Source organism: Pseudomonas sp. SWI7, assembly GCF_006351945.1.
Classification (GTDB): Bacteria; Pseudomonadota; Gammaproteobacteria; order Pseudomonadales; family Pseudomonadaceae; genus Aquipseudomonas; species Aquipseudomonas fulva.
Map to the genome: position 1 here is coordinate 2,318,702 of NZ_CP040930.1, position 24,569 is coordinate 2,343,270.

Here is a 24,569-nt window from a genome sequence, read left to right on the forward strand (position 1 = left end):
GCCCCTTCAAGGATGTGCCCCATGCCAAAGGTCTGGTAACCATGCCCAAATCAGCAAACCGCTTCATGCGCCTGCCGCGAATCCATGCGGCAGACCCCGAGGCGTCGGAGCAGGCCTGGCAGAGTGCGCCGCAGCTGTTGGCCGCCTTGAATGGTGCGCGCCTGGGTGCGTGGCTTTGGGATATTGAAAGCGGCCGGGTAAGCTGGTCCCGGGGCACCCAGGCCCTGTTCGGTTTCGACCCGCTGCGCGCCCTGCCCGGAGACATCGATTACCTGGACCTGCTTGCCGAAGAGGACCGCGCGCGAACACGCAAGGCGTTCCAGGCGGTGTTCGATGGCGAACCGGTAGGGCGGGCCATGCGCCACCGCATTCGCTGGCCAGACGGCAGCCTGCATTGGCTGGAGATCAATGGCAGCCTGACCTGCGACCCGCACGGCAGGCCGCAGATGATTGGGGTGGTACGCGAGATCACGCGCCAGCGCGAGCGGGAAACTGCGCTGATGAACTCTGAAAAGCGCCTTGCCACCCTCTTCCACCTGAGCCCCAATGCCATCTTGTTGACCCGACGTCACGACGGCATGATCTTCGAAGTCAATCGGCACTTCGAGGATACATTCGCCTGGCCCGCCAGCCAGGTCATCGGCCGTACCAGCGTGGCGTTGGGGTTGTGGGCCGACGCCGCGCAACGCCAGCACATGCTCGATTCTTCGCGCCTTAACGGCGGCCCGCTGACCATGGAGGTGCAGTTTCGCGGCAGCGACGGCAAGGTCCACGACGGCATCCTTTGCACCCAGGGCATCGAGCTTGAAGGCACCACCTATCAGCTCAGTACTTTCGTCGACACCACCGAGCGAAAGCGCGCGGATCTTGCCCTCAAGGACAGCCAGGAGCGCCTTGACCTTGCGCTGGATTCGGCCCAGCTAGGCACGTGGGACTGGCACATTCCCAGCGGCATGCTCTATGGCTCAGCCCGGGCTGCACAGCTGCACGGGCTGCCGCCAGTAGCCTTTCACGAGTCCTTCGATGCGTTTTTCGAAGGCGTTCCGGAACAGGAACGCCTCTCCATGCGCAAGGCCTACAGCAGCCTGCGCGAAGGGCCGGCTGGCAATTATCAGTTCACCTACCGGGTACAGTTGGAGAATGGCGTTTCGCGGTATATCGAAAGCCGTGCGCGCTTGTACCGCGACGAGCACGGCAACCCTCTGCGCATGGCCGGCACCTTGCTCGACATCACCGACCAGGTTGAGCGCGAGCTTCGCCTGAGTGCCTCGGAGGAAAAGTTTGCCAGCCTGTTTCAAGTCAGCCCCGACCCTATCTGCGTAACGCGCCAGGACACGGGACAATTCATCGAGATCAACCCCGCCTTCACCCATACCTTCGGTTGGACGACCGAGCAGTTGATCGGCCGCACGGCCCAAGAAATAGGCTTGTGGGCCGAATCGGCCCTGCGTGCGCACCGCATCGAACGGGTCATCCGCGAGCAGGCCCTGAGCAATGTTGCGTTGGTCGTCCATCACCGCAGTGGCGACGCCTTGACCTGCCTGATCTCCAGCCGCCTGATCACAGTGGACGGCCAACCCTGCAGCGTCACCACGCTGCGCGACATCACCCAACAACAGCGGGCAGAGGCAGCGCTCAAATCCAGCGAAGAGAAATTCGCCAAGGCGTTTCACTCAAGCCCGGACGCCATCACCATCACTGAATGCGCAACCGGGCGTTACCTGGAAATCAACGACGGTTTCTGCCGTTTGACCGGATACTCGGCGGGCGAGGTCGTCGGGCGCACCGTTTTCGACATCGGCATCTGGACCGATGCGCAACAGCGAACCACCCTGCTGGCCGAACTGCGCGAGCATGGCCGGGTACACCACCGAGAAATGCTGGGGCGCAACAAGCGCGGCGATCTCCTGACGGTAGAGGTGTCCGTGGAGCAGATCCTGCTCAACGACGTGCAGTGCCTGCTGATGACCGCGCGGGACGTCAGCCAACTGAAACACGCCCAGGCACAGATCCGTCACCTTGCCTACCACGACCCGCTGACCAATCTTCCGAACCGTGCTCTGCTGATGGAGCGGCTGGGTCAGCAGATCGCCTTGCTCAAGCAGCGCAACCTGCGCGGCGCCCTGCTTTTCCTCGATCTGGACCATTTCAAGCACATCAACGACTCGCTGGGCCATCCGGTCGGTGATGCAGTGCTCAAGATCATCACGGCCAGACTAGAGGCCAGTGTACGTGTAGAGGACACCGTGGCACGGCTGGGCGGTGACGAGTTCGTGGTACTGCTCAGCGGCCTGGAAGGCGATCGTGATGAGGTCGAGGACACGGTTCGCCAGCTGGCTGACACCCTACGCGCGCTGCTGGCCCAGCCCATGTCACTCGACGGCCAGCGCCTGCAGGTGACCCCCAGCATCGGCGTGGCCTTGATCCCGGACCACGGCACAACGCCTGCCGACCTGCTCAAACGCGCCGACATCGCGCTTTATCGCGCCAAGGACTCCGGGCGCAATACGACTCAACTGTTTCATGCCAGCATGCAGAAGGCGGCCAGCGAACGCCTGCGCATGGAGAGTGATTTACGCCTGGCGCTGGCCCGTGGCGAAATGGCCCTGCATTATCAACCGCAGGTCGACGCCCGCGACAACCGGATCGTCGGTGCCGAGGTGCTGCTGCGCTGGCACCACCCTCAACTCGGCCAGCAGTCGCCGGGCCAGTTCATTCAGGTCCTTGAGGAAAGCGGGTTGATTCTGGAGGTGGGCAATTGGGTACTCGATGAGGCTTGCGTTGCCTGCGCCCACCTGCTGGCCGACGGCTTGATAGATGCCGACGATTTCAGCCTGTGCGTCAACATCAGCCCGCGGCAATTTCGCCAGAAAGATTTTGTTGGCCGCGTCCTGCGCAGCCTCGACGACAGTCAGTTGCCCAGGAAACTGCTCAAGCTCGAGATCACCGAAGGTATCGTCATTCAGAACCTGGAAGACACCATTGCCAAGATGCGGGAGTTGCAAAGCCACGGGGTAACGTTTGCCATGGACGACTTTGGCACGGGGTATTCCTCGCTGACCTACCTCAAACGCCTGCCCGTCGATGCACTGAAGATTGACCAGACATTCGTCCGTGACGTAACGATAGACCCCAACGATGCTGAAATCGTCCGCGCTATCGTCGCCATGGCGCTTAGCCTTGGGCTTGCGGTAATCGCCGAGGGCGTAGAGCTGACCGAACAGCTGGCGTTTCTGGAAAAACTGGGGTGTCACCTGTACCAGGGCTTCCTGCACAGCCGGCCTTTGCCGCTACAAGCGTTCCGGCGACTGTTGCAAGCGCCCTGAAGTGACCGCGCGCCTGCACAACGCAAGAAGGGCACCCTGGGGTGCCCTTCTTGGTGATGCGCTGGATCAGTTCAGCGCGGGTTGCTCGCCGTTGATTGGGATGCGCTTGGCCTTGGCTTCTTCAGGCACGATACGCAGCAGATCGATGCTAAGCAGACCGTTGGCCAAGCCCGCTGCCTTGACCTCGATGTGGTCAGCCAGGCGGAAGGAGAGCTTGAAGGCGCGCTGGGCAATGCCCTGGTGCAGGTATGTCACTTCTGCCGAGCCATTGTCACGCTTGCCACCGGTCACGGTGAGCACGCCTTTTTCGACCTGAAGGTCGAGATCCTCTTCCTGGAAACCAGCCGCGGCAACCACGATGCGGTACTGGTCATCACCGTGCTTTTCCACATTGTAGGGCGGGTAGCTGCTACCAGCCTCATTACGTGCCGCGGATTCGAACAGGTCATTGAAGCGGTCGAAACCAACGGAGTGGCGGAACAGTGGTGCAAGAGAGAAAGCGGTAGTCATGGTCATAACTCCTGAGATATCAGCAAGTAAGTCATTACGCGACCCGAATTCGGCATCGCGTACTCAAGAGATAAGGTCCATCAAGGCGCTTTCAAGGGCCGTGCAAAAAAAATTTTCGCCTGTGCCAGGTGGTCACGCCACCTCCGCTTGATCTGCCGTCGACGCCACGCCAAGCAAGCGCCCGATGCGCGCGCAGTCATCTTCGCGGCGCAGCTCGGCGAACAGCAGCACGGCCTCAGGGTAGCTGCGCGTCAACATGGCGACCCATTGCTTCATTCGTCCCGGGGCGTATCGGGGTGATAGTTTGGCCTGGGCTTGAAGCCAGAACGCCTGAAGTAGCGGCAGCAATTGCTCCCAACCCATGGCCTGGTAGGGCGTTCCGGCATTGGCTGCGGCAATCTGCACACCCAGGTCAGGGCGAGAAACCAGGCCACGCCCCAGCATGATGTGCTCAGCGCCGCTGACTTCCCGGCAGCGACGCCAGTCGTCGACCGTCCATATCTCGCCATTGGCGAACACCGGCACCTTGACCACGTCCTGCACGCGCGCCACCCACTCCCAGTGCGCGGGCGGCTTGTAGCCTTCAACCTTGGTCCGGGCATGTACCACCAAATGGGCCGCCCCGCCCTCAGCCAGGGCCACGCCACAGTCCAGCGCCCCATCCGGGGTGTCGAAACCCAGGCGCATCTTGGCGGTGACGGGGATCGCGGCAGGCACCGCGCGCCGGACCTCGCGGACAATGGCGTGGAGCAACTCAGGCTCCTTGAGCAGCACCGCCCCACCCCGGGACTTGTTCACCGTCTTGGCGGGGCAGCCAAAGTTGAGGTCGATGACCGGGGCGCCCAGCTCGCAGGCCAATGCAGCGTTATCGGCAAGGCACGCTGGGTCGGACCCCAGCAGTTGCACGCGCATGGGCACGCCTGCCGCCGTATGCGCGCCGTTGCTCAGCTCGGGGGCCAATTTATGGAACGAGGAGGCTGGCAGCAGGCGATCACAGACGCGGATGAATTCACTGACGCACCAATCGACGCCGCCTACGCGGGTCAGTACGTCTCGCAGAATGTTGTCGACCAGCCCCTCCATGGGGGCCAGGGCAATTTGCATGGAATGATCTCGGCGCAAAAGGCGGCAGTCTAGCAAAATTTAGGCGTGCTTCAGGCGGGCATCAGCGCTGGCCCGTAGCCGTCCAGAAATTCGGCAGGCATGCGCTTGGGTTTGCCAGTAGACAGCTCGATACACGCAAAGGTGGTCCGGGCGCGAAGCAAGGTCATCCCATCACGCGCACGACGCAGCTGAAACCGTCGGGTCATGCGCAGACGCTGATCCCAGTCGACGATCCAGGTGGCTAACTCCAATTCGTCACCTTCGTAAGCGGCGGCGAGGTAATCGATTTCGTGACGGACCACCGCCATGGCGCGATCAAGCAGGCGATACGCCGCAAGGTCCAACCCCAGGCGTTGGGAATGTCGCCAGGCGCAACGTTCTAGCCAAGTGACGTAGACGGCATTGTTGGCATGCCCCAGTCCATCGATGTCTTCGCTGCCGACAAGCACGTCGATTATGAAAGGTGTGGGCAGGTCCCAGCTCATGTTCATGTCCCATGGGGCAAAAAGGGAATTTAGCAGTGAGCGGACCAGAAATGTCCACCCCAGAAGGGAGAGCGGCGTTAGGGATTTTTTAGTAGAAAAAACAAAAGGCCCATTCAATATGCGAATGAGCCTTTAAAGTCCCGCAAAACGCGGGTAAACGTGGCGTCCCCTAGGGGACTCGAACCCCTGTTACCGCCGTGAAAGGGCGGTGTCCTAGGCCACTAGACGAAGGGGACGTAACCTTCGCAAAAGTCTGCAATGCAAACCCTGGCAGTAATTGGTGGAGCTAAGCGGGATCGAACCGCTGACCTCCTGCATGCCATGCAGGCGCTCTCCCAGCTGAGCTATAGCCCCAGATTTCTAGCCTCGCGGCCCAGCAATGTCGAAACACTGCTTGTGTAAAACTGGCGTCCCCTAGGGGACTCGAACCCCTGTTACCGCCGTGAAAGGGCGGTGTCCTAGGCCACTAGACGAAGGGGACATAACCTTCGCAAAAGTTTGCAATGCAAACCTTGGCAGTAATTGGTGGAGCTAAGCGGGATCGAACCGCTGACCTCCTGCATGCCATGCAGGCGCTCTCCCAGCTGAGCTATAGCCCCAGATTTCTAGCCTCGCGGCCCAGCCATGCCGAAACATCGCTTGTGTGAAACTGGCGTCCCCTAGGGGACTCGAACCCCTGTTACCGCCGTGAAAGGGCGGTGTCCTAGGCCACTAGACGAAGGGGACGAACCTTCTTACCTTCAAGAACGTGCTGCTAGTGCCCGTTCTACGTGTCAGCCATTGGCTGACAACAGGAATTTGGTGGAGCTAAGCGGGATCGAACCGCTGACCTCCTGCATGCCATGCAGGCGCTCTCCCAGCTGAGCTATAGCCCCACAGAGTCACGCTGAACCGATACGCTGGCTGGGTGTCTGGCGTTTCGTTTATGTTCATCGCTGTGGACGGGACGCATATTAAGATCCAGGTGCAGGCCTGTCAAACTAAATCTTCAAAAAAACCAAAAGTTTTTTCACAGATAACAATCACTTACCGCCCTGCCCCGCAATATCGGTTTATCGGGCGGGCCAGACCAGCCTGCAACGCTGGATCCCTTGCACACGGCAGCGGCCGACCGTCGTGGGAACGACAGCCTGCCCGCCTGCCTCATCTCAAGCGATGGTAGCCAGCTGCTTTTCCCATTCCTTGTTTTCTTTCTTGGAAACACCGCCCAGCAAATCCAAGGCCTGACGCAGACGATAGCGGGTCAGGTCAGGGCCGAGGATTTCCATGGCATCGAGCACCGACACCGAGCTTGCCTGCCCGGTGATGGCGGCGAACATCAAGGGCATGGCGTCACGCAGCTTCAGTTCCAATGCATCGACCACGCTCTGAATGCAACCGGTGATGCGCTCTTTTTCCCACTGACGCAGGCTCTCAAGCTTCCACAGGATCAACTGCAGGACCTGGCGCACCTGATCGGCCGACAATTTCTTGCTTTCGAACAGCTTGGCGTCAAGCTTCAGTGCGCCTTCGAAGAAGAACCCGCCCAAAGGCACCACCTGGCTGAACGTTTCAACCCGGCCCTGCACATGCGGCGCGATTTTCATCATGTAGTCGCTGTTGAACGCCCATTTCTGCAGGCGCTGGGCAAAGGCTTCCACAGGGAGCTCACGCAGCCATTGGCCGTTGAGCCAGGAGAGCTTCTCGATGTCGAAGATCGGCCCGCCCAGCGAAACGCGGGACAGGTCGAAGTGCTCGACCATTTCGGCCAGCGAGAACTTCTCGCGCTCATCTGGCATGGACCAGCCCATCCGGCCCAGGTAGTTGAGCATGGCTTCGGGCATGAAGCCCATGCGCTCGTAGAACGTCACCGACGTCGGGTTCTTGCGTTTGGAAAGCTTGGACTTGTCCGGGTTGCGCAGCAGGGGCATGTAGCACAGCTTGGGTTGTTCCCAACCGAAGTACTCGTACAACTTGATCAACTTGGGCGCCGACGGCAACCACTCTTCACCGCGCAGTACGTGGGTGATGCCCATCAGGTGATCGTCGACCACGTTGGCCAGGAAGTACGTGGGCAGGCCATCGTTTTTCATCAACACCTGCATGTCCATGCGATCCCACGGGATCTCCACGTCACCGCGCAACATGTCCGGCACCACGCACACGCCCTCGGCGGGCACTTTCATGCGGATTACATGGGGCTCGCCTGCGTCCAGCCGGCGTTGCACTTCGTCGGCGCTCAGCAGCAACGCTCGCCCATCGTAACGAGGCGTCTCGCCGCGGGCCTGCTGTTCGGCGCGCATCTGCTCCAGCTCCTCGGCGGTGCAGAAGCAATAGAACGCATGGCCGGCGTCGACCAGCTGCTTGGCGTACTGGGCATAGATTTCACCGCGCTCACTCTGCCGATACGGGCCATGTGAGCCACCCACGTCCGGGCCCTCGTTCCATTCGATGCCCAGCCAACGCAACGCATCGAAGATCTGCTGCTCAGACTCGCGCGTGGAGCGCAGCTGATCGGTGTCCTCGATGCGCAGGATGAACTCGCCGCCGTGCTGTTTGGCGAAGCAGTAGTTGAACAGGGCGATGTAGGCGGTGCCGACATGGGGGTCGCCGGTAGGCGATGGCGCGATACGCGTGCGTACGGTGGTCATGGGAGTCTCGAACGAAAGATGAAACAAAGCCTCGATGTTAGCAGGTGGCAGGCACCGGGCTCCAGCGATGCGGTGAACCTGAGCTGGCCCCCCCATGATGCCGAGCCCACGGTAGGCCATACCGTGGGTGGCTTGGGTGCAGCGCGGTCTCGCCTGATCGATGCGCAGTGAATGCCGACCGCCAGGCATCAACTTGCGATCAGGCGATCTCGCAACTGGGTGATCTCGTCACGCAACTGGGCGGCGGCTTCGAACTCCAGGTCACGGGCGTATTGCATCATCTTGTCTTCGAGCTGCTTGATACGCTTGGTGATTTCGCCTGGGGTGCGCAACTCGGCCTCGTAACGCGCGCTCTCCTCTGCCGCCTTGGCCATCCCCTTGCGTTTCTTGCTGCGAGCGCCCGGGACGGTCGCACCTTCAAGGATATCGGTGATGTCCTTGACCACGCTTTTGGGCACGATACCGTGCGCTTCGTTGAAGGCGATCTGCTTTTCTCGACGTCGCTCGGTCTCGTCAATGGCCCGCTGCATCGAACCGGTTATGGCGTCGGCATATAGAATCGCCCGACCATTGAGGTTACGCGCAGCCCGGCCAATCGTCTGGATCAGCGAACGCTCGGAGCGCAGGAAGCCTTCCTTGTCCGCATCGAGGATGGCGACCAGCGAAACCTCGGGCATGTCCAGGCCTTCGCGCAACAGGTTGATGCCGACCAGGACATCGAACGTGCCCAGGCGCAAGTCGCGGATGATCTCGACCCGCTCCACGGTGTCGATGTCAGAGTGCAGGTATCGCACCCGTACATCATGGTCTGCCAGGTAATCGGTCAAGTCCTCGGACATGCGCTTGGTCAAGGTGGTGGCCAGCACCCGCTCGCCCAGGGCCACGCGCTTGCGGATCTCCGAGAGCAGGTCATCTACCTGGGTCAGCGCAGGGCGTATTTCGATCTGCGGGTCGACCAGGCCAGTGGGACGCACCACCTGCTCGACGACGCGCCCAGCATGCGCCTCTTCATAAGGGCCGGGCGTGGCGGACACGAAGATGGTCTGCGGGCTGACGCTCTCCCATTCGTCGAAGCGCATGGGGCGGTTGTCCAGCGCCGACGGTAGACGAAACCCGTACTCCACCAGCGTTTCCTTGCGTGAGCGGTCCCCTTTGTACATGGCGCCCACCTGGGGAACGCTGACGTGCGACTCATCGATGACCAGCAGTGCGTCGGCGGGCAGATAGTCATACAGCGTAGGTGGGGGCGCACCGGCAGGACGACCGGACAAGTAGCGAGAGTAGTTTTCGATACCGTTGCAGTAACCCAGCTCCATGATCATTTCCAGGTCAAAGCGGGTACGCTGCTCAAGACGCTGAGCCTCCACGAGCTTGTTGGCCTTGTGCAGGTACTCAAGCCGGTCGGCCAACTCTTCCTTGATACCCTCAACCGCCTGAAGCAGCGTTTCTCGCGGCGTCACGTAGTGGCTCTTGGGGTAGAACGTGAACCTTGGCAACTTGCGCAGGATTTCGCCTGTCAGCGGATCGAACGCGGCAATGTTTTCCACCTCGTCGTCGAACAGCTCGACGCGTATGGCTTCGAGGTCCGATTCGGCCGGGTAGATGTCGATGACATCCCCACGCACTCGGAAGGTGGCACGGGCGAAATCCATTTCATTGCGGGTGTACTGCAAGTCGGCCAGTCGGCGTAGCAACGCGCGCTGGTCGAGCTTGTCGCCACGGTCGATGTGCAACACCATCTTGAGGTAGGTTTCAGGACTGCCCAGGCCATAGATGCAGGACACGGTGGTGACGATGATCGCATCGCGCCGCTCGAGCAGCGCCTTGGTCGCCGAAAGGCGCATCTGCTCGATATGGTCGTTGATCGAGGCATCCTTCTCGATGAAGGTGTCCGATGAGGGCACATAGGCTTCGGGTTGATAGTAGTCGTAGTAGGAAACGAAGTACTCCACCGCATTGTTGGGGAAGAATGCCTTGAACTCGCCGTACAACTGCGCCGCCAGCGTCTTGTTCGGTGCCAGGACCAACGTGGGGCGCTGCACCTGCTGGATGACGTTGGCGATGCTGAAGGTCTTGCCAGAGCCGGTCACCCCCAGCAGAGTCTGGTGCGCCAACCCCGCCTCGATGCCCTCGACCATTTGCCGAATGGCCTCTGGTTGATCGCCTGCTGGCTGGAACCGGGTAACGAGCTGGAACTCGGACATGTCGAACCTCGCGGTGCTGCACTGTAAATTTAGCCAGTAGTCTATACCCAAATGGGCACGCCGGGGGACGCTTTGAAGGCCCAACGGTGACCCCGTGTTACGGTGGACAGGGCAAAGGCCGCAAGGGTCGAAAATTTTTTGCGCAAATAGTCGTAAAAGCGGCGTCGCAGTGTCGCCGTGACCGTACCGGATCACTATACTGACTCCCCGTTTGTGCCCCGCTTCAGTGCATTCGGCTGGAGCGGATACCTCCCCTTACACTCCTATCCGAGCCAAGGTAACAATGAGCCTGTTTTCCGCTGTCGAGCTGGCACCCCGCGACCCCATCCTGGGCCTCAACGAAGCATTCAATGCCGACCCACGCACCGACAAGGTGAACCTGGGGGTGGGCGTCTACTGCAATGAGGAAGGCCGCATTCCGCTGCTGCGGGCTGTGATCGAAGCCGAGACCCAGCGTGCCGCCCAGCATGCCTCGCGTGGCTACCTGCCGATCGACGGCATCGCGACCTATGACCAAGCGGTGCAGAAACTGCTGTTCGGTGCCCAGTCCCCGTTGCTGTCCGATGGCCGGGTTGTGACTGTCCAGGCAGTGGGCGGTACGGGCGCACTGAAGATCGGCGCCGACTTCCTCAAGCGTGTATCCCCCGAGGCCGTGGTAGCCATCAGCGACCCGAGCTGGGAAAACCACCGTGCGCTGTTCGAATCAGCGGGCTTCCCGGTTCATACCTATCGGTACTATGACGCCCCGACCAACGGCGTCAATCGGGCAGGCATGCTCGAAGACCTCGAGGCGTTGCCCGCAGGCTCCATCGTCGTGTTGCATGCCTGCTGCCATAACCCGACCGGGGTGGACCTGGACCTGGAAGACTGGAAGAACGTCCTGCAAGTGGTCAAGACCAAAGGTCATGTGCCCTTCCTGGACATGGCCTACCAGGGCTTTGGAGACGGCATCGACGAGGACGCCTTTGCCGTACGCCTGTTTGCCGAGTCGGGCCTTGAGTTCTTCGTCTCCAGCTCGTTCTCCAAATCGTTCTCCTTGTACGGTGAGCGCGTGGGCGCCCTGTCGATCGTGACGGCCTCCAAAGACGAAAGCACGCGCGTGCTGTCCCAGGTCAAGCGGGTTATTCGTACCACCTACTCCAACCCCCCCACCCATGGCGCCACCATCGTGGCGACGGTGCTCAACAGCGCAGAGCTGCGGCAGATGTGGGAAACCGAGCTGGCAGAAATGCGCGAGCGCATTCATGGCATGCGCAAGCAGATGGTCGAGTTGCTGGCTCATTACGGTGCCAAGCGCGACTTTAGCTTCGTGGGTCGCCAGGTCGGCATGTTCTCCTACTCGGGCCTGACCGTGGAGCAAGTGGCTAGGCTGAAGAACGAGTTCGGCATCTACGCGCTGGACACTGGCCGCATAGCCGTGGCTGCGCTGAACCAGAACAATATCCACGTCGTGACCAAAGCCATTGTTGAAGTGCTGTAACTGATTGATTTCGCAGGGGTGACTTGACTTACCCCTGCTGTTGAGTAAGATACGTGCACATTCCGCGATAGCTCAGTCGGTAGAGCAAATGACTGTTAATCATTGGGTCCCTGGTTCGAGTCCAGGTCGCGGAGCCAGATAATCAAGATCCTTCACAGGGTTTTGAAAATAATCCAAAAACGCCGCTTTGAGGGATGTTGTCAAACAGACATACCCAAAGCGGCTTTTTTGTGCCCGCTGTGGATATGCCCGTGTCTTTTGCCCAGGTCAGTGCTCATCGCATGATCCGCATGGCATGGGTGCCGTTCAGGCGCTCCATGAGGCGTAGGCCAAATGCACGCCTCCCGCGCATCGACTCATCTCGTCAACACATACTGCAACCCATGATGCTCCAGCAGGGTACGTATCTCTCGCAGGCTTGCTAGCCGTCGCTCACTGACCCATGGCCACTCGGGCCGCTGGATATAAAAACGTTCACCTTCCTGGACGATGGGCGTGTACACCAACCCACCCGTGCGGCTGCGATGCACCAACTGCAACTGGCCATCGGTGCTCTCGAACGTGAATGCACCGTTATGCTTGAGCATGGCCGCCACTTCCTCACCGACCGGCTTCGCCGCTTTAATCGGTACTTGCAGGCGAAGATCGCTTTTGACCCGGCGTACCTCCATGACGTAATCAATGGCCGCCAGCCCAGGGTCGGCACCGATACCGCCGGGCATACCTACCTCAATGTCCTCGACGCGCAAACTGATTGCGCCCTGAAGTTCGCTTACGCCGCGCACGCCTTCAAAGTCGCTGGCGTGGCTATTTCCCACCAGCGCAACCCACCGGCTTGGGCCTCGGACCGCCTGGTCCGCCTCGATGATTTCATGGGCGTAGAAGTTCATCATTTGCTGCCTGATCACCGCCGATGGCGGGTTGTCCCAGGCCTGGCGGTAGCTGGCCATGCAGTCGATGGACTGGATACGGATGCCGGACTTCTGCGCCGCAATCAGCACGTTGCGAAACGAGTAGCGGCCTGCCAGATCGACCCCATGACCTTCATCCAGATTATTCACATAGGTGCTCAACCGGGCGGGCATCTTGCCCGAGCATTTGAACACATCAAGGTCGGCCTGATGAAAGTCGGTCATGAAATGCTCCAGGTAGAGCACCTTGATCTTTTCGCGCTTGAGCAGAGGCATGTTGTCTATCAGAAACTGCTTGCTGCCCAGCCCTGAATGGCTTTCACCGATGACCAGCCCTTCACTGTTCTGGTAGAGGCTGCGGATGATCAGCTTGGCACTGGCGTCACGAGGCATAGCCGTTATTGCGGGCCGCGCGGGCGGTATGACATTTTCAAGATAGGCAACGGCGTCGGTGGCAAGTGCGTCGCGGCTGGCACGGAATGCCTGGTAGCTCGCTTCTACCTGAGCATCGAAGCTGCTCATGATTCCACTTAGCGCGCGTTCATCTACCGGGGCATTGGCGGCATGCTCAAGCAGAGGACGGGTTTCACGCGGAATCTCGTAGGGCATTTCGGGCAGGGCCTGCACAGCAGCTGCGTTGCTTGGCCGCCCCCAGGCCCCAAGCAACTTGCGTGGCAATCCGCCACCCTGCAAGCCTGAGCGCTGTAGAGGTTGCCACTGGCCGTCCGCTGTCATATGGATGGGCACGTTGCGATAGAACGAGTACGGATTCTGCGGGTCGATGACCACCCAGCTGCCCATCTGCTGCACATAACGGACCTCGAAGGGTTGCTGGTCAATCAGCGCATAGAACTTGCCATCCTGCAGATAGATACCCTCCTGCCCGCCACTCCCAGACTGGGCGCTGAGGATGATGTTGGTTTCAAAAGGTGCCAGCAGGTCTTCATGGCTAACCGGGCGGAACGGCTCAGGGACCCAGGCTTCAATTTCGGCGGGTGTCGCCGGGGCCGCCTCCTCTTGCTCAACGGCCAGGGTGCTGCCCTCAGGCACCTGTGGATCAATCAGCGTTTCCTCGGCGCCTGCACCTACGGCACCGGCTAGCATGGCGGCGTTGAACAAGGTGTCGATGGCCGCCAAGATCGCGCCGGTCACACCGGCCTGCCGCTCGCTCGTGGTATGACCGTTGACAGCCTGGTCGATGTTCAGCCCCATATCGGCAAGCCCTGCGCCGACCACAGCCAGTGCGATCGGCCAGTCGACAGCTGCCATGGGCCCTGCTACTTGACCGAACGCCTTGAGATAGCCGATCCACAGCTGTTTGCGCAGGTCCGCGTTGCTGCGCAGGGCGAACTGTGCGTCGTCGGTCATGCGCTGGCGCGCGGCGTCGCGCAGGTGACTGAACGCATCGCCCGGCAGGGTGGCATCGAGCTGATTGAGGCACTCGTGATCATCACCGCCCCAATTGAAGAACAGTAGATCGATCAGGTGATTGAGGCCAAGGCGATCATCTTTTTGGGCACGGCTGGACAACGGAAAGTGCGCCACGAAGCGCGCCCGGTTTTCGGCTTCGTTGGTATTGTTCAACACCCACCAGTAGAGGTCCTTACGCGTTGGGAAAAGATGCAGTGCGTTGGTTTCACCTGGGGTGTACAGCAGTTGCGAACCATCCTCCAGCACAATGCGCAGAAAGTCGCTCGCAATGTGCCCGCCAATGTCGAAGGTACACACGCGATAACCCGCGGCCGGCGGTACAACCGCCTGAAGTTGCTCCAACGTGGGTGATGCAATATCAAGACCTGCCAGCGCAGTGGCGACGCGGCGAACATGCTGGGCCAGCGCCGTGCTGCTGTCGGCCGCGCAAATTTCGATCACCTTGGCGAGGAAGTTGACTTTCGCCAGTACACGATAGTGCTCAGCATGTTCTTGCCAAAACGCCTGAAGCCGATGGTGAAATTGGGTACTGAAGTCGATTTGCCAGAAATCCTCGAGCACAGCCTGGGGCTCCAGACGGATCTCATTGTGCTCGTCATAAAAACCGGGGCCAGGGCCGTTACTGTAAAAGCCGGTCAGGTAACTGAGCAGGTCGCTGTTATCCTGGTCATGGACGTCGAAACGGTGCATGACCAACTGCGGCAGTGTGAAGGATTGGACAGGCGGGTCCAGGTGCTGCCACCCACTGAAGGTGCGAGGGCTGCTCTGGGCGGTTTCGAAACGGTTGAGGTAGACCTGGTCAGGGTCAAGGTGTGACAAGTTGTGTTTGCTCAACAACCCAACAGCTGTGTCGCGGGCCAACTGGCGCATATCAGGACAGGCTGCTACAAGTGGAGCAGCGATGGCGCGTAGCTGGGATTCGACGGGTGGGGTCAGAATCTGCAGGCCCATGGCGAGGTTCCTCACGGTGTAAAACCGTGAGGTTGAGCCATTACCGTACGTTTTGAGCGCTAGTTATCAACCACCTTCCACACGGTCTTCATGCCCCAGTGAAGTGCGGTGAAGCGTGACTCAGGGATAATCCACCTGCCCTATGGGATAGAACTCACCCCGGCTCCACACGCCCAACCATTGCTGATCTGCGATTTGCCGCGCAACGGCCAACTCGACCAGCTGATAGAAGACATTACGGTGAATCAACGCCTCAAGATTGCTGCGCATCAGCACATAAGGCGAAGGCGCCTGGGTGACGGGGTCAGTCACCACCCGCAGCGGATGGTCAGGCCCTGCTTCGACCTGATCATCCACATTGTTGGTGAAGCGTAACACCTGCTGCTCCCCCTCCCCCGTCACTTCCAGGGCCACGGCAACGAACGGTGCATCGTCGACTTTGATGCCGACCTTCTCGACTGGCGTTACCAGAAAGTAATCATCACCGTCGCGGCGGATGATCGAAGAAAAGAGCTTCACCATCGGCTTGCGGCCGATAGGCGTGCCCAAGTAATACCACGTTCCGTCCCGTGCGATACGCATGTCGATGTTGCCGCAGAAATCGGGATTCCAGAGGTGCACAGGCGGCAAGCCCTTGGACGTTGGAAGCTGTGTCAGCAGGTCATTGGCCTTGCCCGTCTCATTCATCGCAGTGCCTCATCGACTCATGCCAAGAAGGCTACGAGCGTACTCGCGCATGGGCGCAGCAAGCAAATCCCTGGGCGTCTGGTCGTGGAACGTCAACAAACCGCCACGGCTTTTGATACGGACCGTGTCTATCAGGTAGCGGGTACTGGTTTCGATGAGCATCATCTGTACCACGCCGCTATCCCAACCCAGTCGGTCCACGGCCTGTTCGTCGTACCACTCGTCCCCATTGCCAATGCGGTCATCGGTACGAGCGAAACGGGTATAGAGCACGTAATCGGCCCCAAATGAGCGTGCCTGCGCAATGGCCTCTTCCAGGCCCAGCGGTGCCTCGGCACGGCGTAGCATCGGGAAATACTCAACGAAGCTTTTGAAGGCCTCTTCGGCCACCGCATTCTGCTGCGGGACCGGGCCTTTACCGGGCGGCACGAATGCACCTTGCCCAATGAAGATAAAGGAATCGGGCTGCAGTCGGATCGACAGCGTACGACGGGTATCGCTGTGATCCAGCAGGCCGGCATCGCTCATGTGGTAGCGAACACCTTCCCCCATATCACTTACTTTCATGCACCCGCCCAACGCCGCAAGCGTCAGCACCAAGACCAGGCTCCGCATCATTCCTCCAAGGGCCGGCGTCAAAAAAGCCGGCGAATGGCTGACGAATGCAGCTTTTGCGCCAGTTTTGGGTTGGCCACACGCCTGGGCCGGTGCTGACTCAGCTGGCTGGGTCGGGGTCGCGCTTGCGTTTGTTGCCCATGCGTACGCCGATGTCCATCAGGAACTGGAAGAAGCCTTCTTGATCTTCCAGCACATTGCTCCAGAACGGGGAGTGATAGAGCGCTACCGCCCCATGGACCAATGCCCAGGCGGCACAATAGTGGAAATAAGGGGGTACATCTTCAAGCTTGCCCTCACTGATGCGACCTTTGATCAGTTGCGTGAGGCGGTCGAAGTTGGAGGCGCGAATGCTATGCAGTTGCTCGACCATTTCCGGCACTTGGTTACCCTTGACTACCTTCTCTTCCAGACGATCGAAGAGCCTGTAGCGTTGCGGGTCGCGCATGCGAAATTCGAAGTAGGCACGAGACAGGGCTTCCTTGTCGCGGTCTACATCGGCCGAATGCAGAAGCTCATTGAGGTCGCGCTCGTAGTCGAGCATCAGGCGCAGGTAGATCTCTGCCTTGGACTTGAAATGCTTGTAGATCGTGCCTTTGCCGATACCCACGGCGTCGGCGATCATTTCGACGGTGACGCTGTCCTCGCCTTGCTCGAGGAACAGCTTGAGTGCGGTGTCTAGGATTTCCTGTTCGCGACGGCGAAACTCACGGACCTTACGAGGTTCTTTCTGCATGGGAAGGACTGGCTGACGATCGAAGCGGATTATTATGCCTAACTTGCGCGAAATTGCACGGATCATCCGTGGTCACCTCTGTTTTCGGTGGTGTGCGGGTGATCCTGATCGTTGGCAGCCTGGCCTGGAGTATTCCAAATCTGTTTAAAAAACGATCAATTTTGCCTGGCATTGTGCGTAGCCTGGGCAATACTCAAGGGGTCGGCGCGGCGCATCCCCCCGAGTGACGCGGCGATAAAGGTACTCAGGGACCGCGTACCTTTGTTCTACTCCTAATGGTCTTAACCCGGATTCCCCCCCAGAAGCCGGGTTTTTTTTGAGGGGGGGTTGGGTGGCTAGCGTAAAGCAGATCCCCGCGACCCCCACGCTACCGTTCAGCTCTTGATCTTGATCTTGCTCTTGCTCTTGCTCTTGCTCTTGCTCTTGCTCTTGCTCTTGCTCTTGCTCTTGATCTTGATCTTGATCTTGATCTTGATCTTCGCGACTTCAGAAGGCCGAACGCAGGTCTTGCGGAGGGAGGTGACAGGCATGGATGCCTGTCAAGCGCTGGGCCCCAGGATGGGGCCTACAGCGCGGTCCTCCCGGGAGCAAGACCGGAGTGAGGGAACCCCGAAGCGCAGCGTAGGGGCCGTATGAACGGAGCGCAGCCTTTTTTGGTTACTTTTTGTGGCGTTTGACAAAAAGTAACTCGCCGTAAGGGCGAAAAGGTGATTCAGCGTCGCCATCGCAAATGGACTATGCTCTCTATCGATACCCACACCAACCCAATCAAACTTCAAAATTCAAACTTCAAACTTCAAACTTCAAACTTCAAACTTCAAAGCGTGGGCGCATATATCGAGTTGGTATTCATTGGCGCGGGTGGCGCACAGTCACCCTTCCGCCCTTACGGCGGCTCACTTTTTGTCTTGTCAAAAAGTAAGCAAAAACCGCCTGCTCCTATCATCCGGCCCCTACGCTGCGCTCCGGGGTTCCCTCGCTCCGGGCTTGCTCCCGGGAGGACCGCGCTGCAGGCCCCATCCTGGGGCCCAGCGCTTGACAGGCATCCATGCCTGTCACCTCCCTCCGCAAGCCCTGCGCTCGGCCTCCTGAAGTCGCGATCTGCGGCGCCTGGACTACAGCGCGCTTAGAAGCAAGAGCAAGAGCAAGAGCAATTGCAAGAGCAAGAGCAACTGCAACTGCAACTGCAACTGCAACTGCAACTGCAACTGCAACTGCAACTGCAACTGCAACTGCAACTGCAGCGTTAACTCAGAGTATGCGGCTTAGCAAACCCTTGCCAACGGAAACAACCGCTTGAAGTTTGTAGTGGTCTGCTCAGCCAACTGTTCATAGCTGACACACCGTAATGAAGCCACATATTCAGCGACTTCCCGCACATATTGAGGCAGGTTAGGTTTACCCCGATAGGGAATCGGCGCCAAATACGGCGAGTCGGTTTCCACCAGAAGCCGATCCGTCGGCACCTGCCGCGCCACCTCCCGCAGCGCCTCGGCATTACGGAACGTCACGATCCCCGAAAGCGAGATGTAATACCCAAGATCCAACGCCGCCTTGGCCATTTCCCAGTCTTCGGTAAAGCAGTGCAAAACACCTGCCTGCGGCAAGTCCGCCTCACGCAACAGCGTCAAGGTATCGGCACGGGCCGCTCGGGTATGGACGATCACCGGTTTTCCCGTCTGCCGCGAAGCTTCCAGGTGCAAGCGAAATGACGCCTGCTGCAGTTCGGCAGCTTCCGGCTCGTAATGGTAATCCAGGCCGGTTTCACCGATCGCCACTACATGGGGATGGGCCAATTCGGTCAACAGCCAGTCCAGGGCAGGCGCTGCACCCGGCGCCAGGTCCAGCGGGTGAACGCCTACCGAGCAATCCACATCGCTGTATTGCTCGGTCAACGCTTTGACTGCGCCTGCATTTTCGGCACTGACACCGATGCACAGAAAGTGCCCGACACCCCGAGCGCGTGCTGCCTTCAAGGCAGCATCGAGCGAACCCCCGTGGGCGCTGAGGTCAAGGCGGTCAAGATGGCAATGGGAATCTACAAGCATGGGTACACACACGGATAAGGATTAAAGTCAGCGCCCAGTTGGCAGTTGTAGCCAATGGGCCAGCAACGATTCGATCAGCAAAGCACGGTTCAGGTTCGCCTTGCCCAGCACTTTCTGACGCTGCTCAAGGATCCAGGCCTGAACCTCGAGGACGTTCGCCGGACGGCTCTTTTGCGCAAGGTATTGCACCACCTTGCGCATGTCGGCCATGCCGAGCCCATCATCGTCCTGGGTCAACTGGTAACGCAGGATCAGCTGGGCCCAGTCGAAAAACCAATCGAACAGCAACAACAACGGCACGGCTGTCCAGGCGTCGGCCAACTGGCTGGGCGACTGCTGCTGCTTGAGCAGCTTCTTCACACCGTCGGTCACCAGGGCACGCTGTTCATGCACGCCGTGTTGATGAAGACTCAGGGCCAACAGCGGCGAGCCGGCAGACAAGGTCAACAGATCGTCACGCCGGGCCTCATCAGTCTCCGGCAAGGCGCTGGCCAGCCAGGCATGGCTCTGGGCCTTGGTCGGCTGCGGACAGGTGACCTGCTGGCACCGGCTCTTGATGGTAGGCAGCAAGCGGCTGGGTTGGTGGGTCACCAACAGCAGCACCGTGTCGCCAGAAGGCTCCTCCAGGCTTTTGAGCAGCGCATTGGAGGCGTTCACGTTCATCGATTCGACAGGCTCGATCATGACGACCTTGCGCCCGCCCAACTGCGCGGTCTGAGCGACGAATGCAACCAGTTCACGGACCTGATCCACCTTGATTGGCTTGTCCAGCTCTTCAGGCTCAAGCATGAAGTTGTCAGGGTGACTACCGGCCTTGAGCAAATGGCAGGACTTGCACTGGCCACAAGGCAGCGTGCCATTAGGCCGCTGGCACAGCAGCCGCGCCATCAGACGCTCGGCCAGATCACGCTTGCCTATCCCCTTGGGACCGTGCAGCAGATAGGCATGGGCATGCTGGGCGCGGCCAGCCAGTTGCTCCCATAGCGTCTGCTGCCAAGGATAGGCATCAGCCACAGCAGCGCTCCACGATACCTGGCAGCAATCTGTCCAACGCTTGCTGAACGTTCGCCAGCGACTGCGACGCATCCAGCAACGTATAGCGTTGGGGTGCCGCAGCTGCGCGTTCCAGGTAGGCGCGACGGACCGCCTCGAAAAACGCCTGCCCTTCCTGCTCGAACCGATCCAGCCGCCCTCGCGCTGCGGCGCGGGCCAGGCCTACTTCGACTGGCAGATCAAACACCAACGTCAGGTCAGGGCGAAGGTCGTCCTGCACGAACTGCTCAAGCGTCGCGATACGGTCGACGGGCAAGCTGCGCCCGCCCCCCTGATAGGCGTAAGTTGCATCTGTGAACCGGTCACACAGCACCACCGCCCCACCCGCCAGCGCCGGTCGGATCACCTGTGCAAGGTGTTGAGCGCGTGCAGCGAACACCAACAAAAGCTCGGTATCGGCGTGCATCGCCTCATCGCTCGGCGACAGCAGCAACTCACGAATCTTTTCAGCCAGTGGCGTGCCGCCTGGCTCGCGGGTCAGCACCACGTCCAGCCCTTGCTCGCGCAGCCGGGCAGCCAGGTATTCCCGGTTGGTGCTCTTGCCCGCGCCTTCGGGGCCTTCCAGTGTAATAAACAAGCCGCTCACATACAGTCCTTATTGGGGGGCGTCGGGCGCCGACGGTTCGGTCGCCCGATCGCCATCGACCTTACCCTGTTCAGGCGCAGCGGCCGGAGCAGATGCATCATCCGATGCTCCCGCCTCAGGCGCCTGAGATGAACCGGACGGCGCCACATTGTCCGAGGGGGTTGGCTGCGCAGTGCCGGGGCTTGAGCGGTAATCTGCCCGACGCTTGAGCTGAAACTCGCGTACAGCAGAGTTGTGATCGTCCAGGTCATCGGAAAAGACGTGGCTACCGTCACCGCGCGCGACGAAGTAAAGGCTGGTGCCATCTGCCGGGTTCAACGCCGCATGGATGGCCTCACGGCCGACCATCGCAATAGGTGTCGGCGGCAGCCCAGTCATGGTGTAGGTGTTGTAAGGCGTCGGCTGGCGCAAATCAGCGCGTGTGATGCGGCCGTTGTAACGCTCGCCCATGCCATAGATGACCGTTGGATCGGTCTGCAGCATCATGCCCAGGCGCAGACGGCGGACGAAGACGCCTGCGATCTGCCCGCGTTCCTGTGGAATGCCGGTTTCCTTTTCCACCAGCGAGGCCATGATCAGTGCCTGATAAGGATCACGATAAGGCAGGTCGCGGGCGCGCTCCGCCCACTCGCGCGCCAGCACCTCTTCCAGGCGCATGTAGGCTTGCTGCAACAGTTCCACATCGCTCATGCCGCGCACGAAGCGATAGGTGTCCGGAAAGAAGCGGCCCTCCGGGAACACGCCAGCGTGCCCCAGCTTTTCCATGACTTGGGCATCGGAGAGGCCATCAAGTGTCTGCTTGATCTTTTCGTGCTTGGCCACCGCCGCGCGCACCTGGCGGAACGTCCAGCCTTCGACGAGGGTCAGGTTGTATTGCACCACGTCGGCCCGCTGCCAGGCGTCGAAAAGCTGTTTCACGGTCATGCCGGGGGTCAGGCGATACTCGCCCGTATGCAGCGGCACGCCGGCCATGTTGAAGCGCCAGTACAACCTGAGCCATAGCGCATCGTCCAACAGCCCCTCTTGTTGCATGCGGTAGAACATGCGATTGGGCGTAGCGCCATTGGGCACATCCAGCAGGCGCTCCTGTGCCACATGCACAGGTTGATCCAACACCGAATGGACCTTCCAGGCCGACCAGCCAAGGGCCAGGCCCATGACGATCAGGCACATTTCCAGCAGCAGCAGGAATTTACGTCTCACGAATTCAGGTTTCCAGTAACGTACGGGCAACGGCCTGCAACGTTCGGGTGAGCGGGCCAGGCAGCCAGTTTAGCGCGCCTGCAGTGCGGACGGGCCAGATGCCGTAAACACTATTGCAAACGAATGCTTCATCAGCCTGTCCGAGCTCATCGAACGCCAGGTCACGCACTTGCACAGGGATATTCATCAGCTTCGCCCGCGCCAGCAGTGCGGCGCGCATCACGCCCGCTACCCCGCAGCGATCAAGCTTGGCAGTAAGAAGCGTGCCTTGCTTGACCAGGAACAAATTGCTGTAGACACCCTCGATCAGCCGGCCCTGACCGTCACGCATCAGGCCTTCGGCGTATTCGCCGCCCTGCCATTCGGACCGTGCCAGCACCTGCTCGAGGCGGTTGAGGTGTTTGAGCCCTGCCAGCAAGGGTTGTTCCCCGAGCCGGGTCTGGCACATGAACAGGCGCACGCCCAACTCGGCGTGTTCGGCTGGGTAGATGGGCAACGGGCTGGCTTGCAGGATGCGCCGCGCCACGACGCCAGATGCGGGTGCATACCCGCGCTGGCTGTCACCGCGGGTCAGGATCAGCTTGGCCACGCCCTCACCCAGCTGAGCGGCATAGCGTCTTACTTCATCGGCCACCAGGGCCACGTCGGTGGCGATGGACAGGCGCTGACAGCCCAGTGCCAAACGCGCCATGTGCTCATCCAGCAGCGAGGGCTGCCCCTTGCGTACAGCGAAGGTCTCGAACAGACCATCCCCATACGCCAACCCGCGGTTGTGCAGGTTGATCGCAGCCGCAGGCGTGCCATCGACCCAGCTTTGCATCACTCGGCGAACCGGCGGAACACCAGGGAGCCGTTGGTGCCACCAAAGCCGAACGAATTGGACAGCACGACATCGATCGGCATGCTGCGGGCCTGGTGCGGCACGAAGTCCAGGTCACAGCCTTCGTCCGGCTCATCCAGGTTTATGGTCGGCGGCGCCATCTGGCTGTTGATCGCCAACACACTGAAGATGGCCTCCACCGCACCGGCAGCCCCCAGCAGGTGCCCGGTCATCGACTTGGTGGAGCTCACGGCCAGCTTGTAGGCGTGCTCGCCGAACACGCGCTTGATGGCTGCCACTTCGGCCAAGTCCCCCGCCGGCGTCGAGGTGCCGTGGGCGTTGATGTAGCTGACCTCCTGCGGCTGCACGCCGGCATCGCGCAGGGCATTGACCATGCAACGGGCTGCGCCTTCGCCCGATTCGGGTGGCGACGTCATGTGATAAGCATCACCGCTCATGCCAAACCCTACGAGCTCGGCGTAGATCGTTGCACCCCGTGCCTTGGCGTGCTCAAGTTCTTCGAGCACCAAGGCACCGGCACCGTCGGACAGGACGAAGCCGTCACGGCCTTTGTCCCAGGGGCGACTGGCCCGCGCAGGCTCATCGTTGCGGGTGGAAAGCGCGCGCGATGCGCCAAACCCGCCCATGCCGAGCCCACAGGCGGCCATTTCAGCGCCGCCGGCGATCATGACGTCAGCCTCGCCATGCGCAATGTTGCGCGCAGCCATGCCGATGCAGTGGGTACCGGTGGTGCAGGCGGTGGCGATGGCGTAGTTCGGCCCTTGCAGGCCCAGGTGGATCGACAGGAAGCCGGAGATCATGTTGATGATCGAGCCTGGCACGAAGAACGGCGAGATGCGCCGAGGGCCTGCGTCGTGCAATGTACGGCTGGTCTCCTCGATATTGGTCAGGCCGCCGATGCCCGAGCCCATGGCCACGCCTATGCGCTCACGGTTGGCGTCGGTCACTTCCAGGCCGGCGTTGCGCACTGCCTGAAAACCGGCTGCCAAACCGTATTGAATGAACAGATCCAGCTTGCGAGCCTCTTTGGCCGACAAGTACTGTTCAACCTCGAAGCCCTTCACCGAGCCACCAAAACGGGTGGAGTAGGCAGAAAGATCCGTATGCTCGATCGGACCGATGCCACTGCGGCCAGCCAGAATGCCCTGCCAGGTGCTCGGTACATCGGTACCCAGTGGCGACAGCATGCCCATACCGGTGACCACGACGCGTCTACGCGACACAGTACTCTCCTTTTCTAATGACAGAGTTTCTTGCCATTGCATCCAGTTGGACGGAATGAAATGGCAACAAGCTCTCGATGCGGGGCCTGGCAGCCGACACGGCGACAGCCAAAGCTTGCAAAGAAAAAACCGCACGCCAGTCAAGGCAGTGCGGTTTTTCCCGACAAGAAGCGTCGACTACAGCGTCTTAGGCCTGGTGGCTGTTGACGTAGTCGATGGCAGCTTGAACGGTAGTGATCTTCTCGGCTTCTTCGTCAGGAATCTCGGTCTCGAATTCCTCTTCCAGAGCCATCACCAGCTCAACGGTGTCAAGCGAATCGGCACCCAGGTCATCGACGAAGGACTTCTCGTTAGTCACTTCTTCTTCCTTGACGCCCAGTTGCTCGGCGACGATTTTCTTGACGCGTTCTTCGATGGTGCTCATACCTAGTTTTCACTCCTAATGGATATATGTCAGGCAGCTGGCCGGTGGCTAATTTTATAGAAGAACGTCCGCTTTTCAAGCTCAACGCGCCTTCAGCCTAGTCCCACGACCAGCCCCCTGG

At 60.2% G+C, this 24,569-nt stretch carries 21 protein-coding genes and 7 tRNA genes; 5 read left to right on the top strand and 23 right to left on the bottom strand.

Annotation, left to right across the window (positions count from 1 at the left end; genetic code table 11):
* The first annotated feature begins 41 nt into the window (after window positions 1-41).
* Complete coding sequence (locus FH041_RS10635; protein WP_104925995.1) at window positions 42-3,326, top strand: bifunctional diguanylate cyclase/phosphodiesterase; 3,285 nt, start codon at window positions 42-44, stop codon at window positions 3,324-3,326.
* Window positions 3,327-3,392: 66 nt separating this feature from the next.
* Here the strand turns inward: FH041_RS10635 and FH041_RS10640 are convergent, their stop codons facing one another.
* From FH041_RS10640 to gltX, 10 genes are all read right to left on the bottom strand, one after another.
* A complete protein-coding gene (locus tag FH041_RS10640; protein ID WP_027916483.1) occupies window positions 3,393-3,836 on the bottom strand; it encodes an Hsp20 family protein in 444 nt (147 codons plus the stop codon).
* 132 nt (window positions 3,837-3,968) lie between these two features.
* Window positions 3,969-4,940 (bottom strand): tRNA-dihydrouridine synthase, encoded by a 972-nt coding sequence (locus tag FH041_RS10645; protein ID WP_104925994.1) that lies wholly within the window; start codon window positions 4,938-4,940, stop codon window positions 3,969-3,971.
* Window positions 4,941-4,990: 50 nt separating this feature from the next.
* Window positions 4,991-5,425, bottom strand: a complete 435-nt coding sequence (locus tag FH041_RS10650; protein WP_027916481.1) for a thioesterase family protein — start codon at window positions 5,423-5,425, stop codon at window positions 4,991-4,993.
* Between the two features lie 160 nt (window positions 5,426-5,585).
* Window positions 5,586-5,661, bottom strand: a tRNA-Glu gene (locus FH041_RS10655).
* A gap of 42 nt (window positions 5,662-5,703) precedes the next feature.
* A tRNA-Ala gene (locus FH041_RS10660) sits at window positions 5,704-5,779 on the bottom strand.
* A 51-nt stretch (window positions 5,780-5,830) separates the two neighbouring features.
* Window positions 5,831-5,906 (bottom strand) — tRNA-Glu (locus tag FH041_RS10665).
* A 42-nt stretch (window positions 5,907-5,948) separates the two neighbouring features.
* Window positions 5,949-6,024: transfer RNA gene (locus FH041_RS10670), tRNA-Ala, on the bottom strand.
* A gap of 51 nt (window positions 6,025-6,075) precedes the next feature.
* Window positions 6,076-6,151, bottom strand: a tRNA-Glu gene (locus tag FH041_RS10675).
* Between the two features lie 73 nt (window positions 6,152-6,224).
* Window positions 6,225-6,300 (bottom strand) — tRNA-Ala (locus FH041_RS10680).
* Window positions 6,301-6,573: 273 nt separating this feature from the next.
* Window positions 6,574-8,055: a glutamate--tRNA ligase gene (gene gltX, locus FH041_RS10685; RefSeq protein ID WP_049696344.1), complete on the bottom strand. Its 1,482-nt coding sequence runs from the start codon at window positions 8,053-8,055 to the stop codon at window positions 6,574-6,576.
* Between the two features lie 18 nt (window positions 8,056-8,073).
* Here gltX and FH041_RS22780 point away from each other — a divergent pair, with 18 nt between their 5' ends.
* Window positions 8,074-8,226, top strand: coding sequence for a hypothetical protein (locus FH041_RS22780; RefSeq protein ID WP_157852874.1), 153 nt, complete (start codon window positions 8,074-8,076; stop codon window positions 8,224-8,226).
* A 17-nt stretch (window positions 8,227-8,243) separates the two neighbouring features.
* On the opposite strand, the gene uvrB is transcribed toward FH041_RS22780, so the two are convergent.
* Window positions 8,244-10,259, bottom strand: coding sequence for an excinuclease ABC subunit UvrB (uvrB, locus tag FH041_RS10690; RefSeq protein WP_023535858.1), 2,016 nt, complete (start codon window positions 10,257-10,259; stop codon window positions 8,244-8,246).
* Between the two features lie 283 nt (window positions 10,260-10,542).
* On the opposite strand from uvrB, the gene FH041_RS10695 reads away from it, so the two are divergent.
* Together FH041_RS10695 and FH041_RS10700 are read left to right on the top strand one after the other, a co-directional pair.
* The gene (locus FH041_RS10695; protein WP_028688127.1) at window positions 10,543-11,739 is read left to right on the top strand and encodes an amino acid aminotransferase; all 1,197 of its coding nucleotides are present in this window, start codon (window positions 10,543-10,545) and stop codon (window positions 11,737-11,739) included.
* Between the two features lie 61 nt (window positions 11,740-11,800).
* Window positions 11,801-11,876, top strand: a tRNA-Asn gene (locus tag FH041_RS10700).
* 219 nt (window positions 11,877-12,095) lie between these two features.
* Here the strand turns inward: FH041_RS10700 and FH041_RS10705 are convergent.
* From FH041_RS10705 to FH041_RS10720, 4 genes are all read right to left on the bottom strand, one after another.
* Window positions 12,096-15,032 (bottom strand): membrane-targeted effector domain-containing toxin, encoded by a 2,937-nt coding sequence (locus tag FH041_RS10705; protein WP_104925992.1) that lies wholly within the window; start codon window positions 15,030-15,032, stop codon window positions 12,096-12,098.
* A gap of 120 nt (window positions 15,033-15,152) precedes the next feature.
* Window positions 15,153-15,719 (bottom strand): DUF1285 domain-containing protein, encoded by a 567-nt coding sequence (locus FH041_RS10710; protein WP_028688126.1) that lies wholly within the window; start codon window positions 15,717-15,719, stop codon window positions 15,153-15,155.
* A gap of 9 nt (window positions 15,720-15,728) precedes the next feature.
* Complete coding sequence (locus tag FH041_RS10715; RefSeq protein WP_028688125.1) at window positions 15,729-16,334, bottom strand: DUF4823 domain-containing protein; 606 nt, start codon at window positions 16,332-16,334, stop codon at window positions 15,729-15,731.
* Window positions 16,335-16,434: 100 nt separating this feature from the next.
* Window positions 16,435-17,070, bottom strand: a complete 636-nt coding sequence (locus FH041_RS10720) for a TetR/AcrR family transcriptional regulator (RefSeq protein ID WP_023535859.1) — start codon at window positions 17,068-17,070, stop codon at window positions 16,435-16,437.
* A 68-nt stretch (window positions 17,071-17,138) separates the two neighbouring features.
* On the opposite strand from FH041_RS10720, the gene FH041_RS22785 reads away from it, so the two are divergent.
* Window positions 17,139-17,297, top strand: a complete 159-nt coding sequence (locus FH041_RS22785; protein ID WP_154665224.1) for a hypothetical protein — start codon at window positions 17,139-17,141, stop codon at window positions 17,295-17,297.
* Window positions 17,298-17,444: 147 nt separating this feature from the next.
* Here FH041_RS22785 and FH041_RS10725 read toward each other — a convergent pair whose 3' ends face one another.
* The 8 genes from FH041_RS10725 to acpP form a co-directional block, all read right to left on the bottom strand.
* A complete protein-coding gene (locus FH041_RS10725) occupies window positions 17,445-17,600 on the bottom strand; it encodes a hypothetical protein (RefSeq protein WP_168199536.1) in 156 nt (51 codons plus the stop codon).
* Between the two features lie 735 nt (window positions 17,601-18,335).
* Window positions 18,336-19,118: a TatD family hydrolase gene (locus FH041_RS10730; protein ID WP_104925991.1), complete on the bottom strand. Its 783-nt coding sequence runs from the start codon at window positions 19,116-19,118 to the stop codon at window positions 18,336-18,338.
* 27 nt (window positions 19,119-19,145) lie between these two features.
* The gene (locus FH041_RS10735) at window positions 19,146-20,132 is read right to left on the bottom strand and encodes a DNA polymerase III subunit delta' (RefSeq protein WP_028687679.1); all 987 of its coding nucleotides are present in this window, start codon (window positions 20,130-20,132) and stop codon (window positions 19,146-19,148) included.
* Window positions 20,125-20,757 (bottom strand): dTMP kinase, encoded by a 633-nt coding sequence (gene tmk, locus FH041_RS10740; protein WP_140174560.1) that lies wholly within the window; start codon window positions 20,755-20,757, stop codon window positions 20,125-20,127. The genes FH041_RS10735 and tmk overlap by 8 nt, the downstream gene beginning before the upstream one ends.
* Window positions 20,758-20,766: 9 nt before the next feature.
* On the bottom strand, window positions 20,767-21,960 hold the full coding sequence (gene mltG, locus FH041_RS10745) for an endolytic transglycosylase MltG (protein ID WP_042139780.1): 1,194 nt from the start codon (window positions 21,958-21,960) through the stop codon (window positions 20,767-20,769).
* A gap of 4 nt (window positions 21,961-21,964) precedes the next feature.
* On the bottom strand, window positions 21,965-22,780 hold the full coding sequence (gene pabC / locus FH041_RS10750) for an aminodeoxychorismate lyase (protein WP_027914362.1): 816 nt from the start codon (window positions 22,778-22,780) through the stop codon (window positions 21,965-21,967).
* On the bottom strand, window positions 22,780-24,024 hold the full coding sequence (gene fabF, locus FH041_RS10755) for a beta-ketoacyl-ACP synthase II (RefSeq protein ID WP_023533084.1): 1,245 nt from the start codon (window positions 24,022-24,024) through the stop codon (window positions 22,780-22,782). Before fabF ends, pabC begins: the two co-directional genes overlap by 1 nt.
* A 187-nt stretch (window positions 24,025-24,211) precedes the next feature.
* Window positions 24,212-24,448: an acyl carrier protein gene (acpP, locus tag FH041_RS10760; RefSeq protein WP_027914361.1), complete on the bottom strand. Its 237-nt coding sequence runs from the start codon at window positions 24,446-24,448 to the stop codon at window positions 24,212-24,214.
* Window positions 24,449-24,569 lie beyond the last annotated feature (121 nt).